This window comes from Nonomuraea turcica (genome assembly GCF_030718205.1).
Classification (GTDB): domain Bacteria; phylum Actinomycetota; class Actinomycetes; order Streptosporangiales; family Streptosporangiaceae; genus Nonomuraea.
In genome coordinates, this window is sequence record NZ_JAUZQF010000008.1 from 413,863 (window position 1) to 428,412 (window position 14,550).

The 14,550-nt window shown below is 68.4% G+C and carries 15 protein-coding genes; 13 read left to right on the forward strand and 2 right to left on the reverse strand.

Annotation, left to right across the window (positions count from 1 at the left end):
- The first annotated feature begins 112 nt into the window (after positions 1 to 112).
- The 13 genes from Q9G87_RS23080 (at position 113) to Q9G87_RS23140 (ending at position 14,053) form a co-directional block, all read left to right on the forward strand.
- Positions 113 to 1,399, forward strand: a complete 1,287-nt coding sequence (locus Q9G87_RS23080; RefSeq protein WP_305918501.1) for an extracellular solute-binding protein — start codon at positions 113 to 115, stop codon at positions 1,397 to 1,399.
- Positions 1,396 to 2,355, forward strand: coding sequence for a carbohydrate ABC transporter permease (locus Q9G87_RS23085; RefSeq protein ID WP_305918502.1), 960 nt, complete (start codon positions 1,396 to 1,398; stop codon positions 2,353 to 2,355). The genes Q9G87_RS23080 and Q9G87_RS23085 overlap by 4 nt, the downstream gene beginning before the upstream one ends.
- A complete protein-coding gene (locus Q9G87_RS23090; protein WP_305918503.1) occupies positions 2,352 to 3,194 on the forward strand; it encodes a carbohydrate ABC transporter permease in 843 nt (280 codons plus the stop codon). Before Q9G87_RS23085 ends, Q9G87_RS23090 begins: the two co-directional genes overlap by 4 nt.
- A gap of 9 nt (positions 3,195 to 3,203) precedes the next feature.
- Complete coding sequence (locus tag Q9G87_RS23095) at positions 3,204 to 4,571, forward strand: glycoside hydrolase family 5 protein (protein WP_305918504.1); 1,368 nt, start codon at positions 3,204 to 3,206, stop codon at positions 4,569 to 4,571.
- A 103-nt stretch (positions 4,572 to 4,674) separates the two neighbouring features.
- Positions 4,675 to 5,508, forward strand: coding sequence for an iron uptake transporter permease EfeU (gene efeU / locus Q9G87_RS23100; protein WP_305918505.1), 834 nt, complete (start codon positions 4,675 to 4,677; stop codon positions 5,506 to 5,508).
- 11 nt (positions 5,509 to 5,519) lie between these two features.
- Entirely contained in the window at positions 5,520 to 6,659 is a 1,140-nt protein-coding gene (gene efeO / locus Q9G87_RS23105; protein ID WP_305918506.1) for an iron uptake system protein EfeO, read from the forward strand.
- A gap of 16 nt (positions 6,660 to 6,675) precedes the next feature.
- Positions 6,676 to 7,956 carry an iron uptake transporter deferrochelatase/peroxidase subunit gene (gene efeB / locus Q9G87_RS23110; protein ID WP_305918507.1) on the forward strand — a complete coding sequence of 427 codons (1,281 nt, stop codon included), beginning with the start codon at positions 6,676 to 6,678 and terminating at the stop codon, positions 7,954 to 7,956.
- 62 nt (positions 7,957 to 8,018) lie between these two features.
- Positions 8,019 to 9,005, forward strand: a complete 987-nt coding sequence (locus Q9G87_RS23115; RefSeq protein ID WP_305918508.1) for an STM4015 family protein — start codon at positions 8,019 to 8,021, stop codon at positions 9,003 to 9,005.
- Positions 9,002 to 9,988, forward strand: a complete 987-nt coding sequence (locus tag Q9G87_RS23120) for an STM4015 family protein (RefSeq protein WP_305918509.1) — start codon at positions 9,002 to 9,004, stop codon at positions 9,986 to 9,988. Before Q9G87_RS23115 ends, Q9G87_RS23120 begins: the two co-directional genes overlap by 4 nt.
- A gap of 1 nt (position 9,989) precedes the next feature.
- Positions 9,990 to 11,081, forward strand: a complete 1,092-nt coding sequence (locus Q9G87_RS23125) for an STM4014 family protein (RefSeq protein ID WP_305918510.1) — start codon at positions 9,990 to 9,992, stop codon at positions 11,079 to 11,081.
- Positions 11,082 to 11,149: 68 nt separating this feature from the next.
- Entirely contained in the window at positions 11,150 to 11,935 is a 786-nt protein-coding gene (locus tag Q9G87_RS23130; RefSeq protein ID WP_305918531.1) for an STM4013/SEN3800 family hydrolase, read from the forward strand.
- Entirely contained in the window at positions 11,922 to 13,190 is a 1,269-nt protein-coding gene (locus tag Q9G87_RS23135; protein ID WP_305918511.1) for an STM4012 family radical SAM protein, read from the forward strand. Before Q9G87_RS23130 ends, Q9G87_RS23135 begins: the two co-directional genes overlap by 14 nt.
- Positions 13,184 to 14,053, forward strand: a complete 870-nt coding sequence (locus Q9G87_RS23140; protein WP_305918512.1) for an STM4011 family radical SAM protein — start codon at positions 13,184 to 13,186, stop codon at positions 14,051 to 14,053. The genes Q9G87_RS23135 and Q9G87_RS23140 overlap by 7 nt, the downstream gene beginning before the upstream one ends.
- On the opposite strand, the gene Q9G87_RS23145 is transcribed toward Q9G87_RS23140, so the two are convergent.
- Together Q9G87_RS23145 and Q9G87_RS23150 are read right to left on the reverse strand one after the other, a co-directional pair.
- Complete coding sequence (locus tag Q9G87_RS23145; RefSeq protein ID WP_305918513.1) at positions 14,011 to 14,223, reverse strand: M15 family metallopeptidase; 213 nt, start codon at positions 14,221 to 14,223, stop codon at positions 14,011 to 14,013. The genes Q9G87_RS23140 and Q9G87_RS23145 overlap by 43 nt on opposite strands.
- Positions 14,224 to 14,237: 14 nt before the next feature.
- Positions 14,238 to 14,550 (reverse strand): hypothetical protein (locus tag Q9G87_RS23150; protein ID WP_305918514.1); only part of this gene is annotated, 313 nt, incomplete at its 5' end.

The following is a 14,550-nucleotide window of genomic DNA, read 5'->3' on the forward strand; positions in this document are numbered from 1 at the left end:
TCGCTCAGGGCCGAGGTGTTGACGCTTTACGTGGCGTTTACTTAAGCTCCGGACAAAGAAATTATCGGGGGGTTCACGAAACTTTCGCCGGTCACTTGAGGAAAGGACCCCTATGAAACGCAGTGTGGTGTTGATCGCGACCGCCGTGCTCGTAGCCGGTTGTGGTGGTGGCGGTGGGGGAACCGCGACCTCCCCGAGCCAGGGCGGCGGATCGCCGGCGAAGGTCACGCTCGAGTGGTGGCACCTCTCGACCGCCGAGCCCCTCAAGACGCTGTGGGCGCAGCGGGCCAAGGAATTCGAGGCCAAGAACCCGAACGTCACCATCAAGGCCACGGTCCTGGAGAACGACGCCTACAAGGCCAAGCTCACCACGCTCACCCAGTCGGGCAAGGCGCCCGACATCTTCGCCTCGTGGGGCGGCGGCGTGTTGAAGCAGCAGATCGACGCGGGGCTCGTCAAGGACATCACCGGCGACGTCGCCGACGTCCTGCCGAACTTCACGCCCGCGGCACTCAGCGCGTACCAGCTCGACGGTAAGACGTACGGTCTGCCCACCGACATCGGCATGGTGGGTTTCTGGTACAACAAGAAACTTTTCGAGAAGGCTGGCATCACCGAGCCGCCGGCCACCTGGGCGGCGTTCCTCGAGGACGTCAAGAAGCTCAAGGCGGCGGGCGTCACCCCGATCGCCCTGGCCGGCAAGGAGAAGTGGCCCGGGCACTACTACTGGGCCTACCTCGCCATGCGCATCGCCGGACTCGACGCGCTCAAGCAGGCCGCGGTGGACAAGGACTTCACCAAGCCCGACTTCATCGCCGCGGGGCAGCAGGTGAAGGCGCTGGCCGACCTGCAGCCGTTCCAGAAGGGCTTCCTCGGCGCGGCCTACTCGACCCCTGACGGTCAGTCGGCCACGGTGAGCAACGGCAAGGCCGCCATGGAGTTGATGGGTCAGTGGGCGCCGGCCGTTCAGAAGGACTCCGGCAAGGGTCTCGGCGACGACCTCGGCTTCTTCCCCTTCCCCGCCGTCGAGGGCGGCAAGGGGTCGGCCACGGACGCGTTCGGCGGAGGCGGCGGCCTGGTCGTGGGGGCGGACGCCCCCAAGGAGGCCCTGGACTTCGTGAAGTTCATGACCGAGATGGGCAACCACTCCAAGGCCGTGGAGGCCGGCGGCGTGCTGCCGGTGCTCAAGGGCGAGGAGAGCGCGGTCAAGGACCCGAACCTCAAGCAGGTGGCGACCATGCTGGCGAGCGCCGGCGGCTACCAGCTCTACCTCGACCAGGCGTACCCGCCGGCCGTCGGCCAGCAGGTCAATGACAGCGTGGCCGAACTGATCGCCGGCACCAAGACGCCGGAGGAAGTGGGCGCCGACATCACCGAAGTGGCCAAGAGCGAAGAATGACGATACTCACCCGAGGGCCGGAAGCGGTCAAGCTTCCGGTCCCCGCCCCTGCCGTCAAGAAACGCGGCAGGTGGCTGACGATCACCCTGTTCCTGCTGCCCGCGTTCGTGCTGTTCCTCCTGCTGGTGGTGGCCCCGATCCTGGTGGCCGGCTACTCCAGCGCGTTCCGGTGGAACGGGTTCGGCGGGCTGCCGACCAACTTCATCGGCTTCGACAACTTCACCCGGTTGTTCGGCACCGAAATTTTCGCTCAGGACCTGTGGCACCTGCTGGTGCTGGTGCTGTTCTCGGTGTGCGTCCAGCTGCCGTTCTCGCTGGCCATCGCGATGCTGCTGAACCAGCGCATTCGCGGGCGGGCGTTGTACCGGGTGGTGTTCTTCGCGCCGTACGTGCTCTCCGAAGTGATCACCGGCGTGCTGTTCTCGCTGATCCTCTCGCCCGGGACCGGCATGGCGAACCGGCTGCTGTCGGTGTTCGGGATCGAGTCGGAGTGGCTGGCCGACCCCAACACCGTGATGCCTTCGCTGTTCCTGGTCATGACGTGGAAATATTTCGGCTTCCACATGATGATCTATCTGGCGGGCCGGCAGAACATCCCGAACGAGCTCATCGAGGCCGCCCAGATCGACGGCGCGAGCACCTGGAAGACGTTCAGGCACATCACGTTGCCGCTGCTCGGTCCGACGATCAGGATCAGCATCTTCCTGTCGGTCATCTACACCATCCAGCTGTTCGACCTCGTCTGGATCCTCACCGGGGGCGGACCTTCGCACTCGTCCGAGACGATGGCCGTGACCATGATGGAGTACGGCTTCAAACGCTCCCAGGTCGGCTACGCGAGCGCGATCAGCGTCGTGATGTTCGTGCTCAGCCTCGTCTTCGCCCTCATTTACCAGCGTTTCGTGATGCGCCGCGACCTCGAGGGCGCCACCACCAACATCGGAGGCCGCCGATGATCCATCGGAAGAAGGCCCCCGCCAGGACCGGCACGCTGCCCATGCACGCGATCGCGTGGGTCGTGGGCGCGTTCATCCTCATCCCAGTGATCTACGCGTTCCTCGGCGGGTTCAAGGCCAACAGCGAGTTGTCGGGCAACCCGTTCGGGCTGCCGGAGACGTGGGTGACCGCCAACTACACCGACGTACTCGGCTCCGGCTCATTCTGGCTGCAGATGTGGAACAGCACGTTCATCGCGGTCGCGACGACCGTCCTGACGGTCGCGCTGGCGGCGCTGGCGGGATTCATCTTCGCCAGGTATGCCTTCCGCGGCAGGGAGCTGCTGTTCACCGTGTTCACGGCAGGGCTGATGTTCCCGTTCGCGGTGGCCATCCTGCCGATCTTCGTGCTGCTGCGCACGTTCGGCCTGCTGGACAACCCGCTCGGCGTCATCCTGACGCAGGCGGCGTTCGGCCTGCCGCTGACCATCATCATCCTGCGCGGCTTCTTCAGGAGCATCCCGGGCGAGATCGAGGAGGCGGCCATCATCGACGGCTGCACGCCCTTCGGGTTCTTCTGGCGGATCCTGCTGCCGATGGCCCGGCCCGCCATCGCCACGGTCTCCGTGCTGGCCATCGTGGGCAGCTGGAACAACTTCATGCTGCCGCTGGTGGTCTTCAGCGAGGAGGCCAGCTGGACGCTCCCGCTCGGCATCCAGCAGTTCCAGGGCCAGTACGCCTCCGACACCGCCCGCATCCTCGCCTACCTCGTCCTGGCCATGGTTCCGGCGCTCGGGTTCTACGCCCTCGCGGAACGTCACCTGGTCGGCGGGCTCACCGCCGGCGCCACGAAGGGATGACCTCTTTACATGCTTCACGTATCCGGATCCCATCTCGTCACGGACGACAACACGCCGGTACGGCTTCGCGGGGTGGGCCTCGGGGGCTGGATGAACATGGAGAACTTCATCACCGGCTACCCGGCCAACGAGAGCTCGATGCGGCAGGCCGTACGCTCCGTCCTCGGTGACGAGCGGGCGGAGTTGTTCTTCGACCGGCTGCTGACCTCCTTCTTCACCGAGCAGGACGCGGCGCTGCTGGCCGGGCTGGGCATGAACTGCGTGCGCATCCCGGTCAACTACCACCACTGGGAGGCCGACGACCGGCCCTTCGAGATCGACCCGCGCGGCTTCCGCCACCTGGACCGCGTGATCGGGCTGCTCGGCGCGCACGGCATCTACAGCGTGATCGACCTGCACGCGCTGCCCGGCTCGCAGAACCAGCACTGGCACTCCGACAACCCGACGCACGTGGCCGCGTTCTGGCAGCACCGCCAATTCCAGGACCGGGCGGTGCACCTGTGGGAGGCGCTCGCCGACCACTACCGCGACAATCACTGGGTGGCCGGCTACAACCCGGTCAACGAGCCGGGCGATGTGTCCGGCAAGGTGATCGGGCCTTTCTACGATCGCCTGGTGAAGGCCATCCGGGCCGCGGACCCGCGTCACATCCTGTTCCTGGACGGCAACACGTACTCCACCGATTTCTCGATATTTCGCGAGATGTACGAGAACACGGTGTTCGTCATGCACGACTATGCGCTGGCCGGGTTCGCCCACGGCGGCCCCTACCCCGGCTACACGCGTGGCGAGTGGTGCGACAAGGCGGAGCTGGAGAAGACCTTCGCCAAGCGCTCCCGCTTCCAGCGCGAGACCGGCACGCCGCTCTGGGTGGGCGAGTTCGGGCCCGTCTACACCGGGGACCCGGCGGTGGACACGCAGCGGCTCCAGATTCTCCGCGACCAGCTGGAGATCTACGACGGCCAGGACGTGGGGTGGTCGTTGTGGACGTACAAGGACGTGGGATTGCAGGGGCTGGTGCACGCCTTGGGGCCGTACGTGCACCGGTTCGGCGGCTTCATCGCCAAGAAGCATCGGCTCGGCGCGGACCGCTGGGGCTCCACGATGGAGGAGTCCGCGGACGTGCTGGCCCCGCTGCACCAGTTGATCGAGACCGAGTTCCCCGGCTGGGATCCGTACCCATGGGGTGCTCGCTACCAGAGCGACGACCTGATCAGGCACATCCTGATCGCGCAGGCGCTGCTGCCCGAGTACGCCGAGCTTTTCCGGGGCCTCGGCGACGACGAGCTGATCGCGCTGGCCGACTCGTTCCTGCTGGAGCAGTGCATACGCCGCGAGCCACTGCTCGAACTCCTGGCCGACAACCTGGCACGGTGACGAGGCCCACACCGTCACGCCTATCGCTTCCGGGCGCGTTCTCAGAGTAAGCTTCGCCTGCCCTAATTAAGGTTAGGCTTACCTCTGCGATCCGGGAGTGACGGTGTTCGCCAGTTACCTCATAGGACTGCGCGAAGGGCTCGAGGCGACGCTCGTCGTCTCGGTCCTCGTCGCTTTTCTCGTCAAGAGCGACCGCAAGGACAAGCTCCCCCAGGTATGGGCCGGCGTCGGCGTGGCCGTCGCGTTGTCCGTCGGGTTCGGGGCGCTGCTGACGTTCACGGCCGCGCGCCTGGACTACACCGGGCAGGAGCTGTTCGAGGCGATCACCTCGCTGCTGGCGGTCGTGTTCGTCACCTGGATGATCTTCTGGATGCGGCGGGCGGCCCGCGCGCTCTCCGGGGAGCTGCGGGGCAAGCTCTCCGAGGCGCTCAAGGTGGGCTCGTTCGCCGTGGTCGTCATGGCGTTCCTGGCCGTCGCCAGGGAAGGGCTGGAGACCGCGCTGCTCTTCTTCGCCTCCGCCCAGGGTGCGGCCACGTCCGCGACGCCGTTGATCGGCATCACGCTGGGGGTGATCACCGCAGTCCTCATCGGCTGGGGCCTCTACGTCAGCGCCATCAAGATCAACCTCACCCGGTTCTTCACCTGGACCGGGCTGCTGCTCATCCTGGTGGCCGCGGGCATTCTCAAGTACGGCGTGCACGACCTGCAGGAAGCCGGCGTACTGCCGGGCCTGAGCACCTACGCCTTCGACATCAGCGGCGTGCTCCCCGCCGACTCCTGGTACGCCGCCCTGCTGACGGGCATGTTGAACATCACCCCGCAGCCGAGCGTCGTGGAGGTCGTGGCCTGGGCCGCGTACCTCGTTCCCACCCTCTTCCTCTTCCTCCGACCGCAGCGGAGCAAGAGCACCCCGGCTCCCGCGTCCTCCGCGGCCTGAACAGGAGCATCATGCGTACCGTCATCCAGCTCACCTTCGGCGCGCTCGCCCTGGCCGGTCTGACCGCCTGCGGCTCGGGCGCCGCTCCCGCTCCCGCCTCGTCGTCGGCGCCCGCCAAGCCCGGGAAGATCGCCGTGGCCGCGACCGACACCGAGTGCAAGGTCGCCGCCTCCGAGGTCGCGGCGGGCACCACGACGTTCGCGATCACCAACGGCGGCGCCAAGGTGACCGAGTTCTACGTCTACGCCCCGGGCGATCGGGTCATGGCCGAGGTCGAGAACATCGTCCCCGGGCTGACCAGGGAGCTCATCGCCGAGCTGCCTGCGGGGGCGTACGAGACCGCGTGCAAGCCCGGCATGGTCGGCAAGGGCATCCGCAACCCGCTCAAGGTGACCGGCGAGCACAAGAAGCTCACCGCGGACGCCAAGCTGGCCGAGGCCGTGGCCAGCTACAAGCGCTACGTCAAGTCACAGAGTGACACGCTGCTGGTCAAGACGCAGGAGTTCGTGGACGCGGTCAAGGCCGGCAAGATCGACGAAGCCAAGGCGCTGTTCCCGGTGTCGCGGACGTACTGGGAGCGCATCGAGCCGGTCGCGGAGATCTTCGGCGACCTCGACCCCGCCATCGACGGCCGCGAGGCGGACCTGGCCGAGGGCGAGGAGTGGACCGGATTCCACAAGATCGAGAAGGACCTGTGGATCCACAAGGACGTCAGCAAGTCCGGGCCGATGGCCGACAAGCTGATGGCCGACGTCAAGACCATCGTCGAGAAGGCGAACGCCGCCGAGCTGACCCCGCTCAACCTGGCCAACGGCGCCAAGGAGCTGCTGGACGAGGTCGCAACCGGGAAGATCACCGGCGAGGAGGACATCTGGTCGCACACCGACCTGTGGGACTTCGCGGCCAACCTCCAGGGCTCCAAGGCGGCCGTGCAGTCGCTGCGGCCGGTGCTCGAGGAGCGGGCTCCTGACCTGGTCAAGACGCTGGATGAGCAGTTCGCGGCGGCGGAGGCGGCACTCGAGGTGCACCGGAAGGGCGACGGGTGGCAGCTGCACAACGAGCTGTCCAAGGCCGAGCTGAAGACGCTGTCGGACGCGATCAACGCGCTGGGCGAGCCGATCAGCAAGATCGCTCCGGTGGTCGCGAAGTAGCGGGAGGCAGGACGCGATGTCGGAAGCCACGGAAGACGAGACCGTCAGGCGGCGGATGAGCCGCAGGGGGCTGTTCGGGCTGGGCGCGGCAGGCGCCGCCGTCGTGGGGGCCGGGGCGGTGGCGGCGGGCACGCTGTTCGACGAACAGCCCGTCGCGCACGCCTCCTCGACCTCCGACCCGTACCCCTTCTATGGGCAGCACCAGGCGGGCATCGTCACGCCGGCCCAGGACCGGCTCCACTTCGTGGCGTTCGACGTCACCACCGAGAAGCGGGCCGAGCTGGTCGACCTGCTGCAGGAGTGGACGGCCGCGGCGGCGCGGCTGACGCAGGGCAAGGAGGCGGGCTCGTTCGGCGCGGTGGGCGGCGCGCCGGAGGCCGCGCCCGACGACACGGGCGAAGCCCTCGGGCTGCCGGCGTCGGGGCTGACCCTGACGATCGGTTTCGGACCGTCGCTCTTCGACGACCGCTTCGGCTTGGCGGCCAAGCGGCCCGCGGCGTTGGCCGACCTGCCGAAATTTCCGGGAGAGCAGCTCATTCCGGAAATATCCGGCGGCGACATCTGCGTGCAGGCGTGCGCCCACGACCCCCAGGTCGCCGTGCACGCCATCCGCAACCTGGCCAGGATCGGCTTCGGCCGCGTCTCCGTCCGCTGGTCGCAACTCGGCTTCGGCCGTACGTCGTCGACCTCGCGGGCCCAGACCACGCCCCGCAACCTGATGGGCTTCAAGGACGGCACGAACAACTTGAAGCTCGAGGACGCCGACCTGCTGCGCGACCAGCTGTGGGCGGGCACGCAGGACGGCAGCGCCTGGATGGCGGGCGGCACGTACATGGTCACCAGGAAGATCCGCATGATGATCGAGACCTGGGACCGCACCTCGCTCCTGGAGCAGGAGCAGATCATCGGCAGGGACAAGGGTGAGGGCGCGCCGCTGGGCAGGAAGGCCGAGTTCGACACCCTGGATTTCGCCGCCAAGGGCCCCGACGGCCAGCCGGTCATCGCGGCCGACGCCCACGTCCGTCTGGCCCATCCGAGCTTCCACGGCAACGCCCACCTGCTGCGGCGCGGCTACAACTTTGTGGACGGCTCCGACGGGCTCGGCCGGCTGGACGCCGGATTGTTCTTCATCGCCTACCAGCGCGATCCGCGTAAGCAGTTCGTGCCGGTGCAGATGAAGCTGGCCAAGATCGACCCGCTGAACGAATACATCAAGCATGTTTCGAGCGGATTGTTCGCAGTCCCGCCCGGCGTCCGCGACGCCGGAGACTACTGGGGAAGAACGCTCTTCGAGTGAACGAAGATGTCGGCGGGGTCTGGTAGGACAGGACAGTCAACCCCCCGACCGAGGACGTACCCATGATCGAGTACGACCAATATTTCGGCTATCAGCACCGCTATGCCGAACGCTACGCCGGGCTGCCGGTGGCTCAGATCATCTCGTCTCCCGGTGAGCCGCCGCCCGACAGCGGCGCGGTCGCATGGCGGATCAGCGCGAGCTCGTGGCCCGACGACAGCTACGACAACGTCGGCGACGCCTTCGACGCCTTCGACGCCTTCTTCGAGCGGGCCGACGCCTCCCGTGTCACCACCATCGTCATCGGCGAATGGCCGGACTGCTACACGGAGACCTCCGCCCCCATCGTTGAGCGGCTGGTCCGGGAGGCTCCCCGGTTGCCGGCGCTGCGCGCACTCTTCCTCGGCGCGATCAGCAGCGACTACTCCGAGATCTCGTGGATCCAGCAGAGCGACGTCACGCCGATCCTGGAGGCATACCCGCTGCTGGAGCGCTTCGAGGTGCGCGGCGGCACAGGGCTGCGTCTGAGCCCCGTCCGGCATGCGGCGCTGCGGATGTTGCGGGTCGAGACCGGCGGGCTCGACGGCTCGGTCGTGCGGGCCGTGGCCGGCAGTGACCTGCCCACGCTCGATCACCTGGAGTTGTGGCTCGGCGTCGAGGAATACAGCGGCACCACGACGGTCTCCGACCTCGACCCGATCCTCCGGGGCGAGCGCCTGCCCGCGCTGCGCCACCTGGGGCTGCAGGACAGCGAGATCCAGGACGACATCGCCGCCGCCGTGGCGTCGGCGCCGGTCGTGGCCAGGCTGGAGACGCTCGCCCTGTCGATGGGCGTGCTCACCGACCAGGGTGCCGAGGCGCTGCTCACCGGCCAGCCCCTCACCCACCTGCGCCGGCTCGACCTGCACCACCACTACCTCGGCGACGAGATGATGCGGCGGGTGACCGAGGCCCTGCCCGGCGTGCAGGTCGACCTGTCCGATCAAAAGGAGCCCGACGAAGACGAGGACGACGACGAGGTATGGCGCTACGTGGCGGTGGACGAGTGACGCACGACGGACCGACGACCGTGATCCACTTCACTGAGCTGCCCAGCCACTACGAGCGCTACTACGAGGAATACGCCGGGTTGCCCATCGCCCACGCGCCCTGGCAGGAGGAAGACGGCCCTCAGCCGGCGGGCGGCTCCGTGGCGTGGCGGCTCACCGGCAACGAATGGGACGACGACGCCCCTGACGAGATCGGCGAGACCCTCGACTGGCTCTTCGACAACGTCGACACCACACAGGTCACCGCCCTCGTCATCGGCCAGTGGGAAGATTGCTACGAGACCCCCGCCGACCACATCGTGGCCCGGCTGGCCGCCGAGGCGGCACGGTTGCCCGCGCTGCGCTCGATCTTCCTCGGTGCGATCTCTCCGGAGGAGTCCGAGATCTCGTGGATCCAGCAGGCGGATATCACGCCGCTTCTGGAGGCGTTCCCGAATCTCGAACGTCTGGAAGTGCGGGGCGGGAGCGATCTCAGGCTCCATCCGGTGCGGCACGGATCGCTGCGGATGTTGCGGATGGAGACCGGCGGGCTCGGCGGCGACGTCGTCCGGGCGGTGGCCGGAAGCGATCTGCCCGCGCTGGAGCTGTTGGAGCTGTGGTTCGGTTCTGACCAGTACGGCGGGGATGCGACCGTCGGCGATCTCGCACCGATCATGAGCGGCGAACGGCTGCCCGCGCTGCGCCACCTGCGGCTGCAGAACGCCGAGTTCCAGGACGAGATTGCCGCCGCCGTGGGCCCCGCGCCCATCGTGGCCAGGCTGGAGTCGCTGAGCCTGTCGATGGGCTCGCTCACCGACGCCGGGGCCGAGTCGCTGCTGAGCGGCCAGCCGCTCACCCACCTGCGGTGGCTCAACCTCGACCACAACTACCTGTCGGCCACCATGATCGAACGCATGGCCAAGGCCCTTCCGGGAGTCGACGTCGTGCTCTCCGGTAACGAGAGCTTCGATCGTGCGTGGCGGTTCGTCGCGGTGAGCGAGTGACGTGCTGAGCGGTGTGCGCCTCGCCGTGGTGGGGATCCCTGGGCATCGGCGCGTGACGATGTTCCGCGACGCCGTGCTGGCCGCGGGGCTGGCTGAGCCATACGTGGTCTCCTGGCGGGACGTGCTGACCGGGCGGGAGCTCCACGTGCCCGAGGGGTCGCTGCTGCGGCTGGACTCGCCGGGCGAGGACGCCGAGACCGACGCGCTGCTGCGCGGGCCCGGGGATCCTGCGCGGGTCGGCGGAGGCGCGTCCTGGTACGCCGCCTTCACCGCCGGGCTGGAACGGGTCGCCGCGATCGGGGGCGTGCGCCTGCTCGGCGACGTCCGGGAGATCGCCGTGATGTTCGACAAACGGCGCTGCCACGCCGTGTTGTCGGCCGCGGGAGTGCCGGTCCCGCCGGCCCTCGCGATCTCCTCGTACGCCGAGCTGCGTGCGGAGATGGCACGGAGGGGGTGGGCGCGGGTGTTCGTCAAGCCCGCGCACGGGTCGTCGGCGTCGGGCGTGATCGCGCTTCATGCGCGTGGTGACCGCGTCCAGGCCGTCACGTCGGCGGCCTGGGGGGCAGAGGGCGGGCTGTTCAACTCGCTGCGCGTGCGCACTTACACCTCCCATGACGAGGTGCGGCAAGTCGTCGACCTCCTGGCCGGGGACGGACTGCATGTGGAGCGGTGGTTCCCGAAGGCGTCGTTCGGCGGGAAGGTGTTCGACCTGCGGGTGGTGACCGTCGCCGGGGTTCCGACCCACGCGGTGGTGCGGATGAGCCGCATTCCCATGACGAACCTGCACCTCGGCGGGCAGCGCGGCGACCTCGAAGTGGTGCGGGCCCGGCCGGCGTTGTGGGAGCGGGTGCTGGAGGTCTGTTCGCGGGTGGCCGCGTGTTTTCCCGGCAGCCTCGCCACGGGAGTGGATGTCATGGTGGGGGCGGATTGGCGCTCGGTGATGGTGGCGGAGGTGAATGCGTTCGGGGACCTGCTGCCTGGTTTGGGTGATATTTCAGGAAATGGGCGGGACACCTATGCCGAGCAGGTCCGGGCGATCCTGCCGGGGGCGACAACCCCCGACGCGACGACCGCGGCGGCAGGGGTCTCATGACCGGCACGCGGCAAGAGGCCGGCCCGCTCGACAGGACGACAGTGTCCTCCCGGACAGGCCCGCTCTACATGAACGCCATTGTGGGCAGCCACGACATCCTGTTGGTGACGCTCGACACGCTGCGCTACGACGTCGCCGCCGAGCTCGCGGCCGCCGGTCAGCTGACCGGCCTCCTGCCGCCGGGCGTGTCGTGGGAGCGCAGGCACAGCCCGGGAAGCTTCACCTACGCCGCGCACGCCGCCATGTTCGCCGGTTTCCTGCCGACGCCGGTGACGCCGGGACCGCATCCGCGGTTGTTCGCGGCCACGTTCCCCGGGAGCGAGACCACGGCCGCGGGCACGTGGGTGTTCGACGCGCCCGACCTGCCCACGGGCCTGGCCCGGGCCGGTTACCACACGGTGTGCGTGGGCGGCGTGGGCTTCTTCAACAAGCTGACGCCGCTCGGGTCCGCGCTTCCGAGCCTGTTCGCCGAGAGCCATTGGGAGCCGGAGTTCGGCGTGACGAATCCGGCATCTCTGGAGCACCAGATCGACCGGGCCGCCGAGGTGCTGCGCCGCGTACACGAGCAGGTCTTCCTGTTCGTCAACGTGTCGGCCCTGCACCAGCCCAACCATTTCTACCTGCCCGGCGCGACCGGCGACTCGTTGGAGAGCCACGCCGCGGCCCTGCGCTACGTGGACCGGCACATCGGGCGGCTCTACGGACTGATGCGCCGCCCTTGCCTGGTGATCGTCTGCTCGGACCACGGCACGGCGTACGGCGAGGGCGGGCACACCGGCCACCGGATCGGCCACGAGGTGGTCTGGACGGTTCCGTATGCGCAGTTCGTACTGGAGGATCATGCGGCCGTATGAGGGCTATGTCTACGCCTATCCGCACAAGACCGCATACCGGCCACTCGACCCGCGGCCGCCGCTGAAGGAGGTGTGGGCGGGCGAACGGCCGGGTGCGCTCTACGTGCACATCCCGTTCTGCGAGATGCGGTGCGGCTTCTGCAACCTGTTCACGCGGACGGGCGCCCCGGAGGAGCTGGTCACGGCCTACCTCGACACGCTGGAACGCCAGGCGGTGCAGGTGCGGGACGCTCTGGAGCAGACCGGTTTCGCCACGGCCGCGTTCGGCGGCGGAACACCGACCTACCTCAGCGCGGGCGAGCTGGTCCGGCTGTTCGACCTGACCGAGCGGGCGATGGGCGTCGATCTCGCCCGGATCCCCTTGTCGGTGGAGACCTCCCCCGCCACCGCCACCCCGGACCGCCTGACCGTACTGGTCGAGCGCGGGACCACGCGCGTGTCCATCGGTGTGCAGAGCTTCATCGACGCCGAGGCCCGCGCCGCCGTACGCCCGCAGAAGCGGGCCGAGGTGGAGAGTGCGCTGGACACCATCCGGGCGGCGGGTGTGCCGGTGCTCAACATCGACCTGATCTACGGCATCGACGGGCAGACGGTGGACTCGTGGCTCGCCTCAATCGAGGCGGCGCTGACGTGGCGGCCCGAGGAGCTCTACCTCTACCCCCTCTACGTCCGCCCGCTCACTGGGCTGGGCAAACAGGGGCGGGCCTGGGACGACCAGCGGCTGGAGCTCTACCGGGCGGGGCGCGACCGGCTGGCGGCGGCCGGATACGAGCAGGTGTCGATGCGCATGTTCCGCTTGCCCGGCAGCGCCGGGACGGCCACGGAATACTGCTGCCAGACCGACGGCATGGTGGGGCTCGGGTGCGGCGCGAGGTCGTACACGAGCCGGCTGCACTACTCGTTCGAGTACGCCGTGGAGGCGCGGCACGTGCGGTCCATCATCGACGACTACGTGGGACGGACGGAGTTCGGCGTGGCCAACGTGGGCTTCGAGCTGTCGCTCGACGAGCGCAAACGACGGCACCTCATCCAGTCGTTGTTACAGGCAGAGGGCCTGTCGCGGGGGCTCTACCTGAACCGGTTCTGCACCGACGTCCTGGCCGACTTCCCGCTGGAAGGGTTCGCGGAGTGGCTGCGGGTGGATCCGGGCGCGGTGCGGCTGACGGCGGAGGGGCTGGCCTTCTCGGACGCGATCGGGCCCGCGCTCTTCTCGCCGCAGGTGAGGCGGCTCATGGACGAGTACGCCCCATGCTGACCATCCTCTACCGCGGCCCCCTGTCCAGCTGCGACTACGACTGTGCTTACTGCCCGTTCGCCAAACGGCGCGACGCCCCCGAGCAGTTGCGGGCCGACCGGGCGGCGCTGGAGCGGTTCGCGGGGTGGGTGACCGCGCAGCCGTTCGAGGTGTCGGTGCTGTTCACGCCGTGGGGCGAAGGGCTGGTCAGGTCGTGGTACAGGCGGGCGCTCGTCGAGCTCTCCTGGTTGCCGAACGTCACGAGAGTCGCCATTCAGACGAATCTCAGCTGCCGTACCGCATGGTTGTCCGAGGCGTCGGACCGGGCGGCCCTGTGGGTGACGTACCATCCGACGCAGGTCGCCTACGACCGGTTCCTCGGCAAGATCCGCTCGCTGCCGGTACGCCACAGCGTGGGCATCGTCGGCGACCCCGCGCACCTGACGCACGCGCGGCGGCTCAGGGCCGACCTGCCCGCGGAGACCTACCTCTGGGTCAACGCCGAGGAGGGCCGTCTCTACACCGACGCCGAGGCGGCCGACTGGTCGGAGATCGACCCCCTCTTCCACTACAGCCGGTTCGCGCACCCCAGTGCGGGCCTGCCGTGCCGCACAGGGGACGACGTGATCTCGGTCAGCGGCGACGGCACGGTCCGCCGCTGCCATTTCATCCCGGAGGTGCTGGGCAACCTGTACGACGGCTCGTACCGCGCGGCGTTGCGGCCCCGGCCGCCCTGCCCGGCTGCAGCTTGCGACTGCCATATCGGATATGTCCACCTAGAGCCGCTCGGGCTCTACGACGTCTTCGCCGGCGGCATCCTGGAGCGCGTCCCGCACCCGGGTCACCGCGACGCCGCGAGCGTCAGGTCCTCCGCGATGCCGTAGCGGGCGTAGCGGGCCTGGGTGATGTACGCCCAGTAGCGCTCTCCGAAGGACCAGTGCCACCACTCCGTGGGGTAGTTGACGAAGCCGGCCGAGGCCAGGGCGTTACCCAGGATGCAGCGGTTGGCCGCTCCCGCCCGTGTCGGCCGCCTGGGGTGGTGGGCGGCCGGCACAGGCGGGGATGGGGTCAGGTCAGGATGCGGGTGCTGCCGGCCCAGCCGTGGCCGACTTCGCGTGGCGTGCTGCCCGTATACGGCTGACCATCGTCACGCACGAAGTTGTTGCTGTAGAGCAGCATCTTGCCCGCGGCATCCACAGCCAGCAGGTCAGTGAACCCATCACCGGTCACATCAGCCGGAATGATCCTCGTCGTACTACTCCAACCATGCCCGACCTCACGCGGCGCGCTGCCCGTATACGGCTGACCATCGTCACGCACGAAGTTGTTGCTGTAGAGCAGCATCTTGCCCGCGGCATCCACAGCCAGCAGGTCAGTGAAC